This is a genomic window from Bythopirellula goksoeyrii, assembly GCF_008065115.1.
Lineage (GTDB): Bacteria > Planctomycetota > Planctomycetia > Pirellulales > Lacipirellulaceae > Bythopirellula > Bythopirellula goksoeyrii.
In genome coordinates this window covers 2,466,650-2,486,255 of sequence record NZ_CP042913.1, presented here as the reverse complement: position 1 = coordinate 2,486,255, position 19,606 = coordinate 2,466,650, and the positions used below count along the sequence as shown (strand labels likewise).

Here is a 19,606-nt window from a genome sequence, read left to right as displayed (position 1 = left end):
AGTATACCTAGCGGGCGGGTTAAGCATCCGATTGCAGTTTGCAAACAGCGAAACTTGCAGCGGGCGCTTAATCTCTCTCGATACTGGCTAAATTCTTGCCAACGAACGCTGATTCGTTTTTGACAAATTCCCACTGTTTGGTGGAGTCAGAAGTCAGGTCCGGCAGCCGATGCAACGATGTCGAAGGGACTGGCGAATTATCTTGTGTATTTCCTTTTGATGCCCATCGACCTAAGTCGAGAGTTGAGCGTTGTAGGTTTGACCCCCAAGAGTTCGGCAGCGCCACCTGGTCCGTAAACCTTTCCATCCGCCACGTCGAGAGCACGGCGCAGGTTTGTCCTCTCTATCTCGCGAATCTGAGCGTCAGTGAGCAACTCTGATTCTGAAACTGCTGACGACTTTCCTGGATCGATGGGCTTCTCATCCAGACTCACGCGCAGCGGCCCACCTTGCGACAGGATTACTCCTCGCTCGATCACGTGCTGCAGCTCACGTATGTTGCCGGGCCAGTTGTACTGCTCAAGATGTCGCACCACGGCCTTGGTCAATCTTGGAGGATCGACGCCGAACCGGCGCGACGCACCCTGCAAAAAATGATCTGCCAACAGCCCGATGTCTTCCTGCCGCTCACGCAGGGGTGGCAGCGCGACAGGAAACACACTTAGGCGGTAGTAAAGATCTTCACGGAATCGGCGATGCCGCGATTCTTCGCGTAAGTCTTGGTTAGTTGCTGCTATTACTCGCACATCCACTCGCCGCGTTTTCTCCTCGCCAACACGCTCGAACTCGCCTTCCTGGAGCACTCGGAGCAGCTTGCTCTGCAGGTCGAGCGGCACCTCGCCAACCTCGTCGAGAAACAGGGTTCCTCCATCGGCAAGTTCAAATCGTCCCAAACGGTCGCGGAGTGCGCCAGTGAATGCGCCTTTAACATGCCCGAAAAACTCGCTCTCAAAAAGCTCGCGCTGAACGGCTGCGCAGTTCACCTTAATAAGAGGGCGGTCGGCCCTGCCGCTACGCCGGTGCAGCTCTCGCGCGACAAGTTCCTTTCCGGCACCACTCTCGCCCAGAATGAGCACCGTCGAATCGGTGGGAGCCACAAGATCAATCTGTTGCGCGACATTCCTCAAGGCCGGGCTGGTTCCAAGCATCTCGCCAAATCCCTGCTCCAAAGCGACCTCTTGTTGCAGGTATTCGTTCTCCTCCTCCAGTCGTTTACGAAGCTGCTGAACCTCCTCCCAAGCGTAGGAATGGGCGATCGCGACCGCAGCGTGGTCGGCAATCATCCGCAGCCAGTTGAAGCACTCGTCGCCGATTTTAACTCGGCTGAACACACCGAGCACTCCCAACACCATCCCATGATGGCTAAGTGGTTGCCCTCCAAACCCCGTGATGCCCTCAGCGCGTACCCATTCGGGGTCTGCGATCCACTCTGGCATTTCGGCCAAGTCGGGCGCTTCGATCGCTTCGCCGGTCAGCGCGATCCGCCCGACTTTGCGTACGCCGATCGGAAATCGGCGAAAGCGACCGTCGAGACGCGTAAGGTCTTTTTCCGGCTCGGCGAATGACCGACCTTGGCTGGCCACTAAATGGAGACATTGCGAGCGGTCAGAACATTCGTCTCGTAGCGCGCACGTCTGACATATGTCGCCAGGTCTTACCAGCCAGAGACGCACCAACGCGACCGACTCCGAGTTGCCGATTCGTGTCACGAGCAACTTGAGGAGCGATGCCAAGTCACGTTCTTGTGCAAGGTCCAACAGGAGCTGTTTCGGATCGTCGAACAGCGGCGTTTGGTATTTCAAAGCGGCCATGCCACTACGATAACGAAATTTCGTTTCTCTTGCCATGACATTTCGTTGTTCGACGAAATATCGTGGCCATCTACAAATGCCACAGAAGTCCGTAACCGTCAATATAGAAATCACTTACGACGTACGAAGAGGGATTGGCACGTCTTCTGCAATTGGTGAATTCCGATGAGCATCAGACTCGTCTGTAGTCCCGAAACCATTGTTAATCGCAAGGAAAGAACCATGTCACGACTCCCCCAAATCGCTCCCGACCAAGCCAATCCGCAGCAGGCTGAACTGTTTGAATCCGTCAAATCGAAGCTCGGCCGAGTTCCGAACCTGCTCCGTGTTTTGGGCAATTCCACCGCCGCGTTGCGTGGGTACCTGGATTTTTCCGGTGCGCTTAGCGCTGGCGGCGGCCTCGATCCAAAGCAACGTGAGATTGTTGCACTCACCGTCGCTCAAGCGAACGATTGTGAGTACTGCCTCGCCGCCCACTCCACGATCGGCAAGATGGTCGGTCTATCACCCGAGGCGATCGAGGCCGCCCGCCGTGCAGACGGCTATGACGAATTGAGCCGCGCGGTGGCTCGCTTTGCCGACGCGGTCGTCAAGTCTCGTGGTCGTGTTGACGACGAGCAACTTGATGCGTTCCGTGCCGCCGGCTTTAACGACGATGCGGTCACTGAAGTGGTGGCGCACGTCGCGCTTAACGTCTTCACCAATTACCTCAACAATCTCGCGGAGACCGACGTCGACTTTCCAGCCGCGGCGCCGCTCGCCACCGAGGAGTCGGAAGCAGCAGCCTGCTCGACTGCCTGTGGCTGCACCGTCTGACTCAATTCTGCCTAGGGCCGTCGAACGCGGAGGTCCGGGTGGATTTCCTTTTACACAAACCTGGAAAGAAATCATGTCCACATCCACTTCCATTCGTCCTCCCTTCACACGGGAGACAGCCACAGCGAAGGTCCGAGCCGCAGAAGATGCTTGGAACTCTAGAGACCCTAACCGCGTATCACTCGCTTACAGCGAGGATTCAACTTGGCGAAACCGCAACCAGTTCCTTCAGGGTCGCGACAAAATTCGCGAGTTCCTCAGCAGCAAATGGGACATAGAACGAGACTATCGCCTCATGAAGGACCTGTGGGCGTTCGAAGGCAACCGGATCGCGGTTCGCTTCCAGTATGAGTATCGCGACGCCGACGGCCATTGGTGGCGAGCCTACGGGAACGAGCTTTGGGAGTTCGACCCCGAGGGGCTGATGCGACGCCGCGAGGCGAGCATCAATGACCTTTCCATCACCGAGTCGGAGCGGAAATTCCATTGGCCGTTAGGTGAACCTCGCCCCGCCGAGCCGGCCGTGGTGCTCTGCGTTAAGTGAGAAACAACTGACGGATATTCCTCAATGCGCACTTCGACGAGTGAATCGTCTTTCCGCACCCACCGTCCTCATCAGTAAGGAGCACCTCATGTCTACGATACCGAGCGACATCGCCTTTACGCCTGCCGTGAAAGCCGTTCAGACAGCTAAGGGCTCTCGCGCCGCTTACCATCGGATGGAGCGTAGCCGGGGTTGGCAGACGCAAGTCACTCCCGACTTGGCTGAGTTCCTCTCGAATCTTGACATGTTCTACCTTGGCACCGCAACAGCAGATGGCCAGCCTTACATCCAGTACCGCGGCGGGCCGGCGGGTTTCCTCAAACCGATCGGTCCCGGCACGCTCGCCTTCGCCGACTTCGGTGGCAATCAGCAGTACCTGTCGGTGGGAAACCTCTCGGAAAACTCCAAGGCTTTCTTGTTCTTGATGGACTACGAAAGTCGACGCCGTATCAAAATCTGGGGCCGCGCCCGTGTCGTCGAGGGCGACGACCCATTGGTTGCCAAACTAGCGCAGCCGAGTTATGCCGCAACGCCCGAGCGCGCGATTGTGTTCGACATCGAAGCGTGGGACGTCAATTGCCCACAACACATTCATCGCCGAATCCCCGAGGCGAAAGCTCAATCCGAGATCGACCGCCTCAAGCAAGAGATCGACACGCTGAAAGCCCGGCTTGGCGACGCAGCGTAACCCAGTTCAAAAATCGTTTTCCCTTTCACTGCAAGGAGTTTGCCATGGCATTGCCAGTCCCCGGATTCGAATTCACCAAAAGTGACACCGCCCTGGTGGTCATCGACCCGCAGAATGACTTTCTGAGTTCCGAAGGCGTCGCGTGGGGCGTCGTCGGCAAGAGCGTCACCGAAAACGAGACCGTCAAAAACATCGAGTCCCTGTTCCGTGCCGCGAAACACGCGTCGATATCGGTCTTCATCTCGCCCCACTACTACTATCCGCATGATCACAAGTGGCGATTTGAAGGCTCTCTCGAACGGCTGATGCATGACATCAAGATGTTTGACCGTCCGGGTCCGCTAGACTTAACAAACTTCGAGGGTTCAGGCGCTGATTGGCTTGAACGCTACAAGCCGTTCATCGACGATGGCGAAACAGTCATCGTCAGTCCACACAAGGTCTTCGGGCCCGAGTCAAACGACCTTGCACTGCAACTCCGTAAGCGAGGGATCGACAAGGTGCTGCTGGCCGGCATGTCGGCGAACCTGTGCGTCGAGTCACACCTGCGCGAGCTCCTCGAGCAGGGCTTTGATGTAGCCGTCGCCTGGGATGCCACCGCTGCGGCCATTCTGCCAGAGTTTAATGGCATGGCGGCGGCAAAGACAAACTACCACATGCTCGCCAGCGAGACGCTCGATGCCGCCGAAGCAGTCCGTCGCATCGCCTCGCTTTGATGCCGCGGCAAGTATGCCGAACGAGCACAAGAATCCGTCCTAATTTATGCGATCCTTCATTTCAACAGTTATAGGCGAAAACCCATGACGACAATCCTCAAACTCAACGCTAGCGCCCGAAGTGAGCGTTCACTTACGCGGCGCCTCTCTTCGCAGTTCGTACGAAACTGGTTGAAACACCGTCCGAAAGATGTGGTCATTGAACGAGACGTTGGCAGAGAGCCGCCACCGCCCGTGACCGACGAATGGATTGCCTGCGCTTTCACGCCTCCTGCCGATCGATCAGAAGAGCAGGAAAAAATGCTCACGCTTTCGGATGCTCTTATTGCAGAGCTCGCGGCTGCTGACATCATATTGCTTGGTACGCCGATGTATAATTACGGTATGCCTTCATCGCTGAAAGCGTGGTTCGACCAAGTCATTCGCGTCAATAAGACCTTTTCTTTCGATCTCGACCGCGGAGACTTTCCGCTTGAACCGCTTCTATCTAACAAAATACTCGTTATCCTTACTTCATCAGGTGAATTCGGATTTGAAGTTGGGGGAGTACGGGAACACATGAATCACTTGGTGCCTCACATAAAGACTTGCTCTTTCTATCTCGGCGTTAATGGGGACGACGACATTCACCACATCGGGATTGAATATCAAGAGTTTGGCGATGACCGCCATCGCAGATCCATTGACGAAGCGCAAGCTGGCGTCGCTACTCTCGTCGAAAAGCTGGTCCAAACCTTATAGCCGTTCTGTCCAATATGTCGTAGATAACGTTCGTTCGGCAGGGTTGAGCGTGTTTCGAAACCGCGAGCAACCCTGCCAGTGTCGATTCACCGCTGCAGATTTGTTCCGTCGCCAAGGCGCAGCGACTGGACCACTCGCTGCAAGTTTCGGCTGGAGCTAAGTCGCTGAGGTGTGTCTCAGATCGAGACACCTCTGCGCATTGTAAAAGTCGATTCCAGAGGGCGGACCAGGTGGCTCTGGGTGATTACTCACCCAGGGCTCCCACAGACCCGTACGTGCCCGCATTAGAGCATGCGGTTCCTCAAATCATGGTTTCGCTGCGTGACGAAGCTGCGAACGAACTGCGCGTGCGGGAGCAAGCGGGTAACGACGGAGCAATGCGCAGAATTTCTGCCAGTGCATCGAGCGGATGTTGTTGCGGCGGTTAAGCCACTTACGCCATCGGTTCTCGACTTCTTGGCGGAACCTGTTCATGCACTCCGAGTTTCCCGTTACTCCGTAATACGCGTAGTGTCCCCGCAGCTTCAGGTTGAGCGTGTGTTGTTGCTCAGCAAGTGGCAAGTGCCGATTGTCGTGGCACCACTTATCGATGCTACGCACGGCTCGGGTAAAACGATCGGAGGCAGTTTTCAGCTTGACCACCCAATAGCCCTTCAGGGATTTCGCCCAGTAGTGGGTGAATCCAAGCAGGTCAAACGTGCCAGGACGATCGTCGTCCTTCGTCCGTGAAGACGGGGGACGGAACGAAATGAGTTTCGTCTTGGTCGGGTGGACGGTCAGCCCATACTTACCAAATCGTTTCGGAAGGACTTCCAGCACGCGTTCAGCATCGCGAGGATCGCAAAAGCCGATCACGAAATCATCCGCATAGCGGATGAGGAAAGCCTTCCCACGCAGGCGGGGCTTCACTTCTTGTTCGAACCAGAGGTCCAGCACGTAGTGCAAGAACACGTTCGAAATCAAGGGAGAAACAACACCACCCTGGGGCGATCCGGAGTCCGGGTAACTGACGTTACCATCCTCCATCACGCCCGCTTTCAACCACTTGTCGATCAGACGCAGCAACACGCCATCACGCACCCTCTGTCGGAGAAACTGCCTGAGATGTTGATGATCCAGATTATCGAAAAATTTCCGGATATCGACCTCCAAAACTGTCACGCCCGTTCGCCAATGGCGCATCGTCTGGTCGCGGAAGGCACTCAACGCATCGTGTGCCGAGCGGCCACGTCGAAATCCGTAGGAACAGTCCAAGAAGTCCTGCTCATAGATTGGATCCAGTAAACATGACCACCGCACGCTGGAGAATTTTATCCTCAAGCGTAGGTATTCCGAGCGGACGAGTCTCCGTGGTGGAGCCGCCTTTCGGAATGTGCACTCGGCGCACAGGAGGAGCTTTATAGGTGCCGGACTTCGCGCGGTCGAGCAGGCTTTGAAGGTTGCCCTCCAAATCCTGTTCATATTGTTCCGCGGTCACTCCGTCGACACCAGCAGCACCGTCCTTACGCGTGCATCGATACGCATCCTTTAACCAGTCAATGTCCATCAGATAGGCGAGCGATGTGAAGGCCATCTCTGAAGACCGTCTCGCCAACGCTGCTATCCGTCTCTGTTTCGTGTACACGTCTATCGAATTTCGAGGCATTCGTCGTGTTTCTCAAAAACGGTTCCATGATTCGACGTCTCGCTTCCCTCGACTGGCTCCAACGGGGTGAAGTTCGCCAGCTTCAACGGTACTATCAAGACGCTATGACTTCCTGCTACCCATCTCGCCGCACTTCGTTTCCTTCGCTTGGCGATACCTCAGCTGCACTCGTTCTCTTTCGCTCCCTGGCAGACGAGTAAGCTGCCAGAGCCTGGAGTTGGTCACTCGGTGTCTCCGTCCGGGATGTTGCCGAGGAAGCAACAGGATCTCCCAAGTTCCTGGGGAACCTCTATCATCCGTTTGCACATGTTCCAAACCGACGCCGGCAGGACTGCTTGCACCAGACCAAAAAATGCGGCAGCGTGGCCCTTGGTCATCAAAAGGCAAAGGCTCCCACGATTGGGTCTTTCGACGCTCAATAGCATGGCTTTCGGACTCGCTGCGGGCACCGAGCGGAGCTTGGTCGGCTTCGCAGGGCCGGTCACCCGACACCACGCAAAACTCGCTTCCAGTTGCTGGTCAGGCTCTACTGGACGGGGTTATCACCCGCAAGGTTCCGATGAAAGGTTTCAAAGGTGTAATTTACATCTCATTCCCCTTTCCCAAGCTTTGCTTGGCGCAATTGGTCCAACCTCAGCAAGTTCCGGATTGGGCCAATTGATGGCGGTGTAGCTACCTCGTGAAGTTCGGGGACTTGGCGATATCTTTGTAGGAGGTGCTCTCGTCGGCAAAAAATGCCAAATTAGGTTGCATCCCTGGCTGGAGAGAAAATAGCAACCTACTCCTGGAAAAAGTCGGCTTTAATCGACCTCATGACCTAAGTCACGCAAATCTTGCCCCGAATCGAACATGGCGATCCGTCCGCTGCCGACCAGCTTTTGCCCTTGTTCTACGACGTGTTGCGGAAACTCGCTGCCGCTAAGATCGCCAACGAGAAGTCAGGTCAGATTCTTCAAGCGACGGCGCTGGTGCATGAAGCCTAACTGCGTCTAGTTGATGTGGATAAGGCTAAGCGTAGGAACAGTCGAGGCCACTTCTTTGCGGCCGCTGCGGAAGCGATGCGTCGGATTCTCGTCGAGTATGCACGGCGAAAGCAAGGGCCGAAGCGGGGTGGTGATCGAATACGTGTTTAGCTGGATCACATACAAGGTTTTCTGGACGTCAGAAAAGCCGGGGAGTTTCTCGCGGTTATAAATGGCAATTGAAAATGGCTCCACCGGCGACCGTCTTCCCAACGGCAGTAGTTCCTACCAAGAAGCAGTTGTTCAAGGGCACTCGGTATCCCAGCTTGTCATAGAAAAGAACGACCTCATCCCTCATTGAACCTGAGTAGTATTCTCTGTGAGAGTCGATCTGGAAACCGGCACTCCACTATGCTTTTTTCTGGCGATAGAGTGAAGCATCTACACATGCGGCCATTGCCTCGTAATCAAGTTGCCTTCCGAGCACCGGTTCGAGAAAAGCTGCGATCTGCTTGGCAGTAGCAGTCGGGTCTGCAATTAATTGAGCGTATTTAACTTCCAGCAAAGACGTGTCGGTGCGAGCTTCGAGTTCTTTGCGAACCAAAGTAAGCTGGCTCTCGAGTATATCTCGCATGCGCTGAGGAGCAATTTTGGCTTGCGGTCGACCAAGTCGCTCGAGCATGACCGATTGAGAAGCGAGTACTTCATCGAGATCACGCTCAAGAAAGATCACGGCCAACGGCATACCTACTGGGATGTGTTTAAGTAGAGCATGAATGACTTTGACTGCCTTGCCAGCTGAGTCGTGAAAAATCGACTTGTCCTGTGCCAGCCGCATGACTTCCTTGTGCTCGAAATATCCACGAGGATTGTTATCGTCCTCCGCACGCTCGCCGTCGGTGATGACCTTGATCCCTGATGCAAGAAGCATTTGCATCATGAGGCTGGTACCCGAGCGAGGGGGGCCAGAGACGACAACCGTGGGCAGAATATTGGTCATAGAGATTCGCCTAAAAGACCATACTTCGGTGATTTGTCTGTACAGAATTCCTGTATCGGGATTTTACCTAAGAAATCTAGTATGAGTTACCGAAAAGTATTGGGTTTTCCAAAAGCGGCCACCGTAATTAGGATTTTTACACCGCACAGTACTAATCTCTTGTGGGATTTCCGAAAGAAATGCGGCTTTATGGCTGCCTCGTATATTGAGGTTTCAGCCTCACCAACTTGAGGTTCAAACAGTAAGTTTGCTTCCAAGGCATTTCTTCAATAATGAAGTTCGACATAATGACGAGAGTCAGATTGATACCAGGCTCTACCGAGAATGGTAAGACTAGGCGGGCCACAAATCTCCCAAAATAATCGACTATTGCGTCAGAACAATTAGTCGTCCCTGATAAATTCCCTTTTGGGTTTCGCGCAGTAATTTGGGTAAGCAACCTCAGGCAGACGCCAACCGGCTCGGCGCGTCTTTGCGTCTGATCTTGAGCCAAAGTATGGTCACCAAGCGCAGCATGGACTGTAAAACAGGCAAAAAAACGACCCAGCGCAGCAGCTTCCGCAGATTGTACCCCGCGGCGGCCAGCAGCGTGTTGATCCGATCGCCCGCTTTGCCGGTTAAATGATTCCGACTGAGTCGGTTGTCACTCTTCAAATGACCGATGGTCGGCTCGACCGCAGCACGACGTTTTAACATCCGCCGCACGGCGCGAGTCGCCCTTTTGGGAATCGTGCGAACCACGTGCACCATTGCTTCTCCTTGATAACCGTGCCCTTGATAACCCTTGTCGACGATCACGTCACTGGGCGTGTTACGAGTTAATCGCTTGACTTGCTCAATCGCTCTTTCCAGCGTATGGCCGTCGTAGGGATTGCCGTGCAAGGCCTGCGCGCCGACAATCCAATTGCTCTTGCTGGTGGTGGCCACACTCGCCTTGCAGCCAAACTCGTAACGCTTGTGTGCTTTGCCCTTGGCGATGCACTCCACTTCCGGGGCATGTACGCTGTACAGCTTGTTCTTGCTGTCGCGCGTCTGTGCCAAGAGGCGATGCGCCAGAACCAACAACTCATGCAGCGCCTCGTCAACGATTTGACCACGTCTTTTCGGGGCCTTACGCTCAATGTCACGGACCACACGGCCCAGCAGCGTTTTCAACTTACGCGTCATCTTCGCAGCCCGTTTCATTTGTTTGGCGTGCGCGTAGCGATGTTGCTTGAATAGCAGCTGTTTGCCCACGAATCGGTAGCTCTGCCGCAGCGGCAGGTTTAACGCCTTGGCGTGCCGCACCAAAGCAACCCGCATCTTCTGATACAAACGAGCGTCGGTCGGAAAAGCAATCGCCTTTTCTTGGACAGTCGTATCGACGTTCACCTTCTCCAGCTCTTTGGGCTTGATGGCTTTCATCGCCAGCGCGGTATGGATCGTCACTTCCAGGAGTTTCTCCAATCGCTCGGCGCCCACCCGCTTCCGCCACTTGCTCATCATCGACGAATCGACCGGAGGATCGTGCTGCATGTACTCGAAGCCACAAAAGAACTGCCAATACGGATTTTCCACCCAACGAGCCACTACCGACTCGTCGCTCTCGTTAAACGCATGCTTCAAGTACATCAGGCCAACCATCAGACGGGTGTTCACGCCTGGTCGGCCAAGCTCGTCGGCATAGCAGGAATCGATGGCCACATCGAACTGCTGCCAGTCGATCCGCTCAGCGAGCACGTACAACGGGTGCTCGGGATTCAGCATTTCCGAAAAGTGGGCGCCAAACAATTCGCGTTGCAAGGTCTGCTTTTTAGGTTTCATTTTTTGCCAGCTTTCACGACCATAAGGATCAAAACTTGGCAAATTTTAGCGCCAGCGGAGAAGAGATGCTACCGCTATTGGAAGAGTTTTGTGAGTTTATCAGGGACGACCAATTAGAGTGTTGAAAGCCAATTCAATTGCGATTCGAGAGTTACCCTCGAGAGAAACTTCTTGAAAACTAGGGATGACTGTAAAAACAGTACTCAAGGCGATCGGCAAGTGCCGCCACGACATGAACTGGCCATCATCTGGGGGCTCAATTCCCCGGGAGCTTCTCTAATTCAAAATACAGGTCTTGCGTCGGACCATTAATTGTCTGCTCAAACGGAGTCGTCTTCTTGGACATGTATATTCGGGGAATTAACGGCTCACCGCTCATGTAGGACTTCAGTACGGTGAAACACACCTTATAGGTGCCGGGGTAAACTCCGTCGTCTGGTTTCAAAGTCGTCATCCGAAAGGAACCATCCGGTTGAATGTAGCCATAGGCTCCTTTGATTACTTCGCCGTCGGTGCTCTTCTGGTAGGACGTTGGTTCGAAGCGAATCATAGAGACTTCCCCTTGAGGGACTTCTCCGTCAACGAAATTCACCGTCCCGCTTACTTGAACTCTGCCTGAGTTGTCGCAACCTACCAAAAGCAGGCATATCATAAGGCCACTCACGGCTGCCCGTCGTCGAAGCTTTATGATTACAACTGGCATCGATTCTGGCAACGGAATCATAGGTTCTCCTCAACAACCGGGGCTCGAGTTGGCCATCCCGCATGGATCGGAGCCAAGACTCTTAATAGTTGCGATGGCATTCCAGGTTTACTCGGCGCGAGGAATTCACAGCAGAGTTCATTCTCTGCCATCGATAATTAGTCCATCGGAACTGGCGATCAATTTATCCCAGACCGTCCAAAACTCACCGTAGGGTCCGCTGGTTTCAATAGTATCGCTAATCCAGTGGACGCTACCATCTGCAAAAGCCATCTGAACACCTCCGAAATGCAGGCTTCTGGTGGTTGCCTGGGCGCTATATCCTCCCGTCCAGCAAGGCATACACTCCGTTGCCCTAATCGCATCCTCGGAGGGCACGCACCCGTTAACGTCGTCTGCATTGACGTTGCACACATTAGGGCCGTTTGAGTCACTCGACGAACCGTACCAGGCAATCAAGCTCGACCCTGCGCCCCCCAAGGCCCAGACGCCACGCCGATCGCTCTGAGTGACACCTGCTCGGACTTCGCCCAACATAATTGTGTTACTTGTGCCGTCGGTGATTTGTCCAAGCTTAACTGAAACATTGGGCCCCATCACACCACGGAGGTTCGCGTCTTGCCACCCTTTGGATTCTTCGCCCCAGAAGGCATTCTCTCGGTTCTTATCCCCAATGATTGGGCCATTGCCTACACTGGCCGCATAGTTAGACCGAGCCCAATTATCACCCATCTTGCGTCGCAAGGCAGTCGTATCGTCGAGTGCTTCAGCGTTGAAGGAATCCGATGGACAAAGCATAGACGCGATTCGCGTTCCGCGTACTGCCTGGTTTTGGGCATCTGGAATGTAGGAAGAGAAGTCAAAAGTGTCGTAAAGACCCTGCTGTTCCATCTGCGGCAGTACGGAGATGATCCAGTTCTTGCCGATCTTAGTCGTAAACGCCGGCTCTTCGCCTTCTTCAAACTCCATACCGATTGGGAGTATCTTCTGGCTAGATTCGTAATTCAACACCGCCAGTGCCAGTTGCCGGAGATTACTCTGACATTGGGTCTTGCGCGCCGACTCCCGGGCAGCCTGTACGGCAGGGAGCAACAAGGCAACCAGGACTCCTATGATCGCGATAACGACCAAGAGCTCTACAAGTGTGAAACCACGTGCTAGGTGCTGGCATTTTTTGTCGGTGAACCTATTCATGATTTTTGGTCCTATTCAAATGACGGGGACACGATTGCTGACTCCCCAAGGGAGTGGCAAATGCAAGATCCGTCATGTTTTCGACAGCCGATTGACGACGTTGCGAGCATGTTGCATCTCTCACGCACTACAAAGGCAATCCACGCCAACTACAATGCATTTTTGAAAACGCAAGCTCTTCTGTGTCCCCGGATTCTGGTGCGGGATGCTCGCCCAATCTGAATGAGGCAGACCACAATCACGAAACACCGCGCATCCTAAGTCTGTGGACTGACAATGTCAAGCCGTTGGTAACTGTCTTGGGGGAGGTATGAAGCGTCCTCATATCGGCGGAACTCTGTATCCTGTATGCCCAACAGCAGGCCGCTCTGTTGGGAACCTTAGTAGTCTCTATCGGGTCATGAATCCCTTCAGGACAAGTTGGCCGAATCCCGGTGTTGCTTGGCTTTGGCCGGATCTCGGAGGAGATACAAACCGGCAAGACGACTGTGTGTTTCTTCTAGCTCATAGCCCATGGAGAGACAGGTTTCAAAGGCGGCGATAGCTTCCTCGTCGTAACAGGCGTAGTGCAGCGCCGCGCCAAGATGGAAGTGGGCAGCAGGAAAGTGAGGGATCAATTCCACAGCGATTCTCGCATGCTTCACCGCAGTGTTAAGCTGATCAAGCTCAAGATACACTTGTGCTAGGCCGTCATGGGCTATCGGATTGGTCTTACAGGCAGCCAAAGAGCTCTGAAAGACTGACTCCGCTTGCACCCAGGCACTTGCCTGCAAAAACAGGCCACCAACGCGGTTCAGAAAGTGAGAATTGTCCGATCCTTGTTCTGCCAACTCGCAGGCGATGCGCAGAGCCTCACCTTTTTCGCCTTCCTGCAATGCAATCTTTGCCAACATAAACTGAACTTCGGGTAACTTCCGGGCTTCTTGCGGGATATGTGCCAGTGTGTCCTTGCACTCAGACCAGCAATCGAAACGCTGGTAGCACGACGCCAGTTGAATCGCATGGCTGGATTCTCCAGGGTAGTCGGTGACGAGAGCTTTCCAATGCTCGATGGCTTGTGCTACGCGATTGCTGTCGGTGAGCGCTAACGCAAGATTAATCCGATTGATCAGGGACACCCTAGTCACCATCTGCTGCAAGTCACCGCTCGGGGCATAATTATGTCCCAGGTCACTCAGGAGTTGTAAAGCGTCGGCATTGTCACGAGGGTTGGTAGCAATATTTTCGATAGGCTTTCCAGCACTTCTCTGTTCCGATTCCCACGATTTGATGTGTTTGGATGGAACCTGTTCTACAAATATCTCGTGCCAGGGACGTCCATCCATGTCATTGCCGACGGCAATGCCAAGCATTGTCAGAATTGTCGGTGTCACATCCAAGACCGTCGCACCAGTAAGCTGGGTGCTGCTAAGAATTCCCGGCCCTTTTGCGCAAGCGATACCAAAGCCGTACTGGGGTAGGTCGTGCGACTGGGAGGTAACAAAGCCCTGTTGATAAATTCCCCGCTGCCCACCGTGGTCACTCACAAGCAGAACCGTGGTATCGGCGCCAGCAAGAGATAACAGTGTTTCTAACATCATGTCGAGGAATTGGTAACAACCGATTAGTATGTTCCTGTGGATAGCATCCCACGGAAGATCGGCATCCGAGTGCTTCTGGGAAGAGGGGCCAAAACACTTGGAAAAGTCGTCGATCGCAGAGTAATAAACTGCCTGGAAGTCCCAGGGTTGCTGGACGATTTGATGGCAGGCGGCCGCATGTACCGAGGATGTGCGTGCGATTAGGCGAACGAGATTGTGAATTCGCTGGTCACTTTTCCAATCGATCTGTTCGAGTTGGGGAACGAACGGAAGAATCGCATCCATCTGAAGCTCTGACGAGCGAATGCAACGCGGGCCAATCTCTTTCTCAAGCGAAGCCGGATGAAACGTCTGTGGAGCGAACGAAAGTTCCTCCGCAGCGTCTTGCAAAGAACTGCCGAAGCGATTTGAAACCACGGTGCCTTGAATCGGTTCGGCAGGGTGGCTGGCCGGCCAGCCCACAACTCGGGAGGTCATGCCTACCTGAGACAGGATATTCCAGACTGCTTTGCAGGAACGCCTTGAACAGGAAACCGGTCGCAGGCCAGTAGCGTCCTCTGTGGGTTCGACACAACCGCAAATCCCGTGTTTGTCAGCTCGTTTGCCTGTAGCAATGGAAGTCCATAGCATAGGGGGCACGATTGGCTGAATAGTAGCCAGGTTCCCACTCACGCCGTTTTCCATGAGCTTGGCAAGCGTCGGCATCAATCCGGAGTCAACAAGAGGGCGGATGACATGCCAATCTGCCGCTTCCCAGCCGATCAGCAGGATCCGATGCGCAATGCGTTTGCTCACGTCACTGGATTCCACACAAATTCGACACGCACTCAACGAACATGACTGTTCCTCATTGGCTCTAGATGCCCGTGCCGCTCTTACCGTTAGGTACGTCGGCGTCGCTTCAGGGCTAGTGCACCTCCTCCGGCCGCCAAGAGAGCCAAAGAGGTCGGCTCGGGTATGCTGGTGCTCGATGCCACTAGCATAGGCCCTGTGTAGCTCCTTTGCCAAATGAGAAAGTCTCTGCCGTCGCTGTCACCATCCACATCGGCATCACTTCCTCCGTTGACGCCGTAATCGCCTTGCCACTGATTAAGGTCGGCGCCGTCCACATCTCCATCATCATCAAAATCTCCAGGAATGAAGGAACCTACATCGCCCGCAATAATGGCGGTGTCCGGATCCGTTTCATAGGCCCAGTCAAAAATGGTCGCTGTCAGGGGCGCAACGGGCGTGAAATCCTCGAGAGGAGTTACTTGCATACGGACCCATCCATAATGTGTCATACCGCCGATGTCTATCCGGATACCGGCAAATTGCGGGTAGTTCTCGGTATCTGTAGCGCCGAAGTTCGTATAGTTCGGCGCTACAATCCCATAGCCGGTAGAGGTAGTTACTGCACCAGGTCCTATCGAATCGCCCAGTTCGAACGAGCGAACATAGTAGTTACTGCCCTTGTCTGTATTCGAAAGTTCCTCCGAATAGCCCACCCCTTGGAAACGAATCGCTGCTAGGTCGTAGCCTGCAATCTGATAGCGGATCCTGAAGTCGTCGATCCCGTCACCATTCATATCGATATAGTAGTCGCCTACCAGACCTTGATCCATGTCGATCAAAGTGGCGGCAAGATCCGGTTCGACATCATGATGGATCACCAAGGCTTGGGCTGTTTCACCGTAGGCAAACGCGCCCAAACCTGCTGCGGTCGTGTAGCAGGTTAAGCGCTTGGCGAAGTGCTTCGAACGACGTGGTTTCTGCTTGCCCTTCAACGTTGTCTTTCTTTGTGGTTTCATGTGTCTTCCCACTCTTTGAAAAAGTTGTCTGGATCGCAATGGAAAGCGCCGGTCATTAAGCCATTGTCCTGGCTAAATGACAACTCTTTGTTATTCCAATCCCAATTCTCCTAGAACTATGCGTTAGCAGCCATTCTAGCATGTATCTTAATAAAGTTGGCGAATAATTCAAATTTTCCTGGGATCGGATGTCACTCTGAGTCCAGAAGTCAGAAACAAGCTCGCAACTGGGCTTTCCGCTTCTTTTCCCGATTGCGCCGAGGTCTCGCCTCTTGAGTCGCCGAGGCTATGCGAGGCGAATCACTTCCCCTCGCTCCCCATGTCGACCTTTTCCACAAACGGCTTCCCTCCATTCCAGGTCAAATGAATTTTCAGGGTGTCGGTCGGCACAGTAACATCCACTTCCAGTCCCGATGTCAGAAAATCCGCGTATTTCTTCGGAGCATACCAGCGTATTGCTGTCTGGCTCAAAACCTCGTTTGATACGATCTCAATGCGATGCATTCCAGGAATGGCCCCATCCTCACCGTCAAAACAGGTGAGTGTAAAGTGCCCCTGCTCACCAATGGTGCCCATTGACGGCCTGGCCCCATACGGGACAAACTTTATGTTCCCTCCGGGAAGTGGCTTTCCATCGATCAGGACTTGTCCGGACACAGCAACCCGCTTGGGCCGCCCATCCCCGCAGCCTACTACCATCGCCCCCAACCAGCCGAGAAGCACGGCCAGGCAAAGCGCCAAACCGCGGCCAAGAGTACCATGCTGGACGGTATAGGGGGAAAGCATGATTCCAGTCTCAGCGTCCTTGATTGCAATTCCAGGTCTGCGCAGTTCGAATTGTGTTGTAGGTAACGTGGAGAAGCCCATCACGAATTGTCGGCAACGGCTTCCTGTCCTGCCCGTGTGGAAAGAGCTCGATAGGTCTCGAGATCGATATTTTCACTAATGAACACGGCGTGCCCGTCTCCGAAGACGAAGTTTCCTCCACCGGGATGGTTGCTGATAAACGCTCCATTCGCCAGCGGAGTGGAGGTGGCCTTCATCGCCCTGGTTGTGCCGATGCCAGGTGGGGTATTCAGCGGATTCTCTGTGTTACGCAACGAGGTGACATGGCGAATGCCCTGACTCCAAATGTTGTAGGTGTCGAATTCCTTGAGGTGACCATTGGTAGTCTCCCCTGCGACGAATGTCCTGCTCATACCGTCAACCACTTCGCGGAGGGCGAAGGTGCGTGCGTACATGAATAGTCCGGTGTTCTCGAATTTCACGTCGGGGAGTATCCCGTACTTCGGGCCGTTAGAGCCCATGCATAGGGCGTAGCTTCCGGTCCCCAGCCCTTCAATGTCGTTGTATTCGACTCCTTCGACTTGTGGTTCCGCGAGGTCGCTGGGACACACGTAGAACGGGGGGCGGGTCCGGAGGAAGTCGAGAGCAGCCGTGTTATTTTTCCATGGATCGGGGCCATCCCCTACCATCAACATGCCTTCACCCTGCAAATCGAAGAGCAGATATCCAGACTGAAGCTCCATGTAGGGAAGGATCACAGCAAAGCCGCCGAGCTCACTTTGCTTCGGTACCTCAGTATCAGAAGGACAGTAAGGCTCAGGGCGATATCCGTAATCGCATCCGAGGCGGCCCGGGGGGAGGTGTCCATTCGAGACTTCAAAGTTTAGGACTCCCAGGCCAATCTGTTTGAAGTTGTTGACGCACTGCGACCTTCGTGCCGATTCCCGAGCCGCTTGTATGGCCGGCAGGAGCAATGCGACAAGAACCCCAATGATGGCAATCACGACCAACAGCTCTACCAATGTGAACGCTCTGCCAGTGTTACGGCTGACGAAAAGTATGTGCTGTGCTTTCATGGGACGAACCTATCTCTCGATGGAAAACGTGAATTACCAATAGTATTCAACTGGACAGTTCGTATGTTCGTTCTAATTTGTTCTCTTTCGCAAGGTCTCCTCCGCACGAGCCTTCTCTAGCAATCATTCGATAGTTAGGTTCCATACGGTCGTTTGTTCTCCTCGACTGCCTCCATGAAGGCAAACCTCTCAATGATCTGTTCCGAACTGAACAGCGGTTGACGGCTGCGGAAAAATGTCGCGCTCTCTTGCACCAACGGTCGGTAGCTGTTGTACCCGATGATACTTACTCGTGCTTCCAGAGCACCCTGGATGGTACCAACAATCCAATGAGACGGGCCTGCTGAGGAGAATACTGCCAGCCAAGCTGTCAGCGTGGGAATCCATAGCCTTGCGCTGCTGCCCTGCTTCGACAGGACAGTTTTGAGAGGAATCACGGAAAACTCACTCCGGTGGGGCAGATTCTGGCCGTGCGGAAGAGCAGGCCGCCTCGGAATACAAACTCTCCCACGAAAACTGCTAACGAAAGCAGGGTACCACAAGGTTCCGGTACCACGAACGCTGCAGTCAGGAGAGTCTGACCGTACTGCTCTTGAAACACAACCAGATCAGAAACATTGACCGAACCACTTCCGTTGGCGTCTCCATCACTGCTGGTGGCACCGCTGAGAATTCCAAATCCACGTTGCAAGGCCAACCAGTCAGCACCGTCCACATCACCATCGACATCGAAGTCAGCGTTGAAGGTAGGCGTGGGAGCCTCGTCGATGTAGTCAATCACGGCATGAAAATCGACTCCCGTGATGTCGGTTCCATAGTAGGCCTCGATTTCGCTGGCGAGCGTCATTACCGCTTCGAAATCCGCGAAAGTATTTCCAGGCCCAATTTCTGCAACATTCAAACCAACTCGAATATCACCGTTGAAATTAGCCACTTCCCAGGAGATTCCGTTCTGGATTGAGGAGAGCGTACTCCGCTCGTAGGCCATCATTGTAATTCCATCCAATGCTACCCCGATGTCTGCGAACCACTGAGTTCGATCACCTCTCGTCCAACTAACCGCCGTGGTACTGTCATACCACACCGGCAAATCGGCATAGATCTTTACTTCGGGATAGCCTCCCTGGTCGAGGGTCGCCCGGACGGCTGTGTAAGTGTCACGAAGTTTGTAAAGCAGATCACGTTTATCGGTCCCGGTGCCATTCTTCCAGGCGTTCGAACCGTGCGGTTCGATGTCGAGATGCACGTCATCAACATGCTCGCGCGGGTCAGTGCGTGCATCATTAAAATCGATGAGTCGCGTCTGGACCAGATTCGAGATACTTGTAGGACTGAAGTCCACGAGCCCAAGCAGTAGCTCGCTTCGCATTCCGACGTCATCGAGACTGGCATTCCAATTTGCGACGATCGGAGGGTCGTTTAATACCTGAGCTCCGTAGCTAGCGTAGATGCGATCAAAATTCCACGCCCCGAAATCAGCGATCAGCTCAGCCTCTTTCACGGAGTTGCCAAGAACGTTGGAACCGCCGTAGGGATGCGACGGGCTGCTCCACATCCAGACCCCGCGATTATTCTGAGCCGCGGCTGGAGTGCAGAAGGCGAGGATTAAAAGAACTGGAACCAGTGCCATCCGCACTGATACGGAGCAAGGACGCGGCGAAACAGTTGAAGGTTGCCGATCAACGAGAGCAATCGTGGTCACCATATCGCGCTATTTACCTCTTCTCAAACTGGCAGCCTCATCATTGTCG

Annotated in this window: 19 protein-coding genes and 1 pseudogene; 7 read left to right on the top strand and 13 right to left on the bottom strand. The window is 54.1% G+C overall.

Annotated elements, in window-relative coordinates:
• Positions 1 to 197: 197 nt before the first annotated feature.
• Entirely contained in the window at positions 198 to 1,847 is a 1,650-nt protein-coding gene (locus Pr1d_RS09815) for a sigma-54-dependent Fis family transcriptional regulator (protein ID WP_238476670.1), read from the bottom strand.
• A gap of 186 nt (positions 1,848 to 2,033) precedes the next feature.
• On the opposite strand from Pr1d_RS09815, the gene Pr1d_RS09810 reads away from it, so the two are divergent.
• From Pr1d_RS09810 to Pr1d_RS09790, 5 genes are all read left to right on the top strand, one after another.
• Positions 2,034 to 2,627 carry a carboxymuconolactone decarboxylase family protein gene (locus Pr1d_RS09810; protein ID WP_148073365.1) on the top strand — a complete coding sequence of 198 codons (594 nt, stop codon included), beginning with the start codon at positions 2,034 to 2,036 and terminating at the stop codon, positions 2,625 to 2,627.
• 73 nt (positions 2,628 to 2,700) lie between these two features.
• Entirely contained in the window at positions 2,701 to 3,171 is a 471-nt protein-coding gene (locus tag Pr1d_RS09805; protein ID WP_148073364.1) for a nuclear transport factor 2 family protein, read from the top strand.
• A gap of 88 nt (positions 3,172 to 3,259) precedes the next feature.
• Positions 3,260 to 3,859 (top strand): pyridoxamine 5'-phosphate oxidase family protein, encoded by a 600-nt coding sequence (locus Pr1d_RS09800; protein WP_148073363.1) that lies wholly within the window; start codon positions 3,260 to 3,262, stop codon positions 3,857 to 3,859.
• Between the two features lie 44 nt (positions 3,860 to 3,903).
• A complete protein-coding gene (locus Pr1d_RS09795) occupies positions 3,904 to 4,575 on the top strand; it encodes a cysteine hydrolase family protein (protein ID WP_148073362.1) in 672 nt (223 codons plus the stop codon).
• An 84-nt stretch (positions 4,576 to 4,659) separates the two neighbouring features.
• Positions 4,660 to 5,316 (top strand): FMN-dependent NADH-azoreductase, encoded by a 657-nt coding sequence (locus Pr1d_RS09790; RefSeq protein ID WP_148073361.1) that lies wholly within the window; start codon positions 4,660 to 4,662, stop codon positions 5,314 to 5,316.
• Between the two features lie 306 nt (positions 5,317 to 5,622).
• Here the strand turns inward: Pr1d_RS09790 and Pr1d_RS09785 are convergent, their stop codons facing one another.
• Together Pr1d_RS09785 and Pr1d_RS26020 are read right to left on the bottom strand one after the other, a co-directional pair.
• Positions 5,623 to 6,570: a reverse transcriptase domain-containing protein gene (locus Pr1d_RS09785; RefSeq protein WP_210417942.1), complete on the bottom strand. Its 948-nt coding sequence runs from the start codon at positions 6,568 to 6,570 to the stop codon at positions 5,623 to 5,625.
• A gap of 10 nt (positions 6,571 to 6,580) precedes the next feature.
• Positions 6,581 to 6,889 (bottom strand): reverse transcriptase family protein, encoded by a 309-nt coding sequence (locus Pr1d_RS26020; RefSeq protein ID WP_210417941.1) that lies wholly within the window; start codon positions 6,887 to 6,889, stop codon positions 6,581 to 6,583.
• A 98-nt stretch (positions 6,890 to 6,987) separates the two neighbouring features.
• Between Pr1d_RS26020 and Pr1d_RS25735 the strand changes: the two genes are divergently transcribed.
• Positions 6,988 to 7,161: a hypothetical protein gene (locus tag Pr1d_RS25735; RefSeq protein ID WP_168205157.1), complete on the top strand. Its 174-nt coding sequence runs from the start codon at positions 6,988 to 6,990 to the stop codon at positions 7,159 to 7,161.
• Positions 7,162 to 7,794: 633 nt separating this feature from the next.
• Positions 7,795 to 8,094 (top strand): annotated as a pseudogene (locus tag Pr1d_RS09780) (ECF-type sigma factor).
• A 238-nt stretch (positions 8,095 to 8,332) separates the two neighbouring features.
• Here the strand turns inward: Pr1d_RS09780 and Pr1d_RS09775 are convergent.
• The 10 genes from Pr1d_RS09775 to Pr1d_RS09730 form a co-directional block, all read right to left on the bottom strand.
• Complete coding sequence (locus Pr1d_RS09775; protein ID WP_148073360.1) at positions 8,333 to 8,923, bottom strand: sulfotransferase domain-containing protein; 591 nt, start codon at positions 8,921 to 8,923, stop codon at positions 8,333 to 8,335.
• A gap of 441 nt (positions 8,924 to 9,364) precedes the next feature.
• Positions 9,365 to 10,726: an IS5 family transposase gene (locus Pr1d_RS09770; protein WP_390622087.1), complete on the bottom strand. Its 1,362-nt coding sequence runs from the start codon at positions 10,724 to 10,726 to the stop codon at positions 9,365 to 9,367.
• A gap of 256 nt (positions 10,727 to 10,982) precedes the next feature.
• A complete protein-coding gene (locus Pr1d_RS26015) occupies positions 10,983 to 11,450 on the bottom strand; it encodes a hypothetical protein (RefSeq protein WP_148073359.1) in 468 nt (155 codons plus the stop codon).
• Positions 11,451 to 11,567: 117 nt separating this feature from the next.
• Entirely contained in the window at positions 11,568 to 12,623 is a 1,056-nt protein-coding gene (locus Pr1d_RS09760) for a DUF1559 domain-containing protein (RefSeq protein ID WP_148076331.1), read from the bottom strand.
• A gap of 410 nt (positions 12,624 to 13,033) precedes the next feature.
• The gene (locus tag Pr1d_RS09755) at positions 13,034 to 14,998 is read right to left on the bottom strand and encodes an alkaline phosphatase family protein (protein ID WP_168205155.1); all 1,965 of its coding nucleotides are present in this window, start codon (positions 14,996 to 14,998) and stop codon (positions 13,034 to 13,036) included.
• A gap of 86 nt (positions 14,999 to 15,084) precedes the next feature.
• Positions 15,085 to 15,993 carry a PEP-CTERM sorting domain-containing protein gene (locus Pr1d_RS09750; RefSeq protein WP_148073357.1) on the bottom strand — a complete coding sequence of 303 codons (909 nt, stop codon included), beginning with the start codon at positions 15,991 to 15,993 and terminating at the stop codon, positions 15,085 to 15,087.
• Between the two features lie 300 nt (positions 15,994 to 16,293).
• Positions 16,294 to 16,779 carry a DUF4198 domain-containing protein gene (locus Pr1d_RS09745; RefSeq protein WP_148073356.1) on the bottom strand — a complete coding sequence of 162 codons (486 nt, stop codon included), beginning with the start codon at positions 16,777 to 16,779 and terminating at the stop codon, positions 16,294 to 16,296.
• 80 nt (positions 16,780 to 16,859) lie between these two features.
• Positions 16,860 to 17,855 (bottom strand): DUF1559 family PulG-like putative transporter, encoded by a 996-nt coding sequence (locus Pr1d_RS09740; protein WP_148076330.1) that lies wholly within the window; start codon positions 17,853 to 17,855, stop codon positions 16,860 to 16,862.
• Positions 17,856 to 17,989: 134 nt separating this feature from the next.
• Positions 17,990 to 18,292: a hypothetical protein gene (locus Pr1d_RS09735; protein ID WP_148073355.1), complete on the bottom strand. Its 303-nt coding sequence runs from the start codon at positions 18,290 to 18,292 to the stop codon at positions 17,990 to 17,992.
• Positions 18,289 to 19,560, bottom strand: coding sequence for a hypothetical protein (locus Pr1d_RS09730; RefSeq protein WP_148073354.1), 1,272 nt, complete (start codon positions 19,558 to 19,560; stop codon positions 18,289 to 18,291). The genes Pr1d_RS09735 and Pr1d_RS09730 overlap by 4 nt, the downstream gene beginning before the upstream one ends.
• Positions 19,561 to 19,606 lie beyond the last annotated feature (46 nt).

Excerpts from the sequence above, each read along its gene's own strand:
- Pr1d_RS09815 (WP_238476670.1), bottom strand. The coding sequence starts at position 1,847 with ATGGCAAGAGAAACGAAATTTCGTTATCGTAGTGGCATGGCCGCTTTG.
- Pr1d_RS09810 (WP_148073365.1), top strand. The coding sequence starts at position 2,034 with ATGTCACGACTCCCCCAAATCGCTCCCGACCAAGCCAATCCGCAGCAG.
- Pr1d_RS09805 (WP_148073364.1), top strand. The coding sequence starts at position 2,701 with ATGTCCACATCCACTTCCATTCGTCCTCCCTTCACACGGGAGACAGCC.
- Pr1d_RS09800 (WP_148073363.1), top strand. The coding sequence starts at position 3,260 with ATGTCTACGATACCGAGCGACATCGCCTTTACGCCTGCCGTGAAAGCC.
- Pr1d_RS09795 (WP_148073362.1), top strand. The coding sequence starts at position 3,904 with ATGGCATTGCCAGTCCCCGGATTCGAATTCACCAAAAGTGACACCGCC.
- Pr1d_RS09790 (WP_148073361.1), top strand. The coding sequence starts at position 4,660 with ATGACGACAATCCTCAAACTCAACGCTAGCGCCCGAAGTGAGCGTTCA.
- Pr1d_RS26020 (WP_210417941.1), bottom strand. The coding sequence starts at position 6,889 with ATGGCCTTCACATCGCTCGCCTATCTGATGGACATTGACTGGTTAAAG.
- Pr1d_RS25735 (WP_168205157.1), top strand. The coding sequence starts at position 6,988 with ATGATTCGACGTCTCGCTTCCCTCGACTGGCTCCAACGGGGTGAAGTT.
- Pr1d_RS09775 (WP_148073360.1), bottom strand. The coding sequence starts at position 8,923 with ATGACCAATATTCTGCCCACGGTTGTCGTCTCTGGCCCCCCTCGCTCG.
- Pr1d_RS09770 (WP_390622087.1), bottom strand. The coding sequence starts at position 10,726 with ATGAAACCTAAAAAGCAGACCTTGCAACGCGAATTGTTTGGCGCCCAC.
- Pr1d_RS26015 (WP_148073359.1), bottom strand. The coding sequence starts at position 11,450 with ATGATTCCGTTGCCAGAATCGATGCCAGTTGTAATCATAAAGCTTCGA.
- Pr1d_RS09760 (WP_148076331.1), bottom strand. The coding sequence starts at position 12,623 with ATGAATAGGTTCACCGACAAAAAATGCCAGCACCTAGCACGTGGTTTC.
- Pr1d_RS09750 (WP_148073357.1), bottom strand. The coding sequence starts at position 15,993 with ATGAAACCACAAAGAAAGACAACGTTGAAGGGCAAGCAGAAACCACGT.
- Pr1d_RS09745 (WP_148073356.1), bottom strand. The coding sequence starts at position 16,779 with ATGCTTTCCCCCTATACCGTCCAGCATGGTACTCTTGGCCGCGGTTTG.
- Pr1d_RS09740 (WP_148076330.1), bottom strand. The coding sequence starts at position 17,855 with ATGAAAGCACAGCACATACTTTTCGTCAGCCGTAACACTGGCAGAGCG.
- Pr1d_RS09730 (WP_148073354.1), bottom strand. The coding sequence starts at position 19,560 with ATGGTGACCACGATTGCTCTCGTTGATCGGCAACCTTCAACTGTTTCG.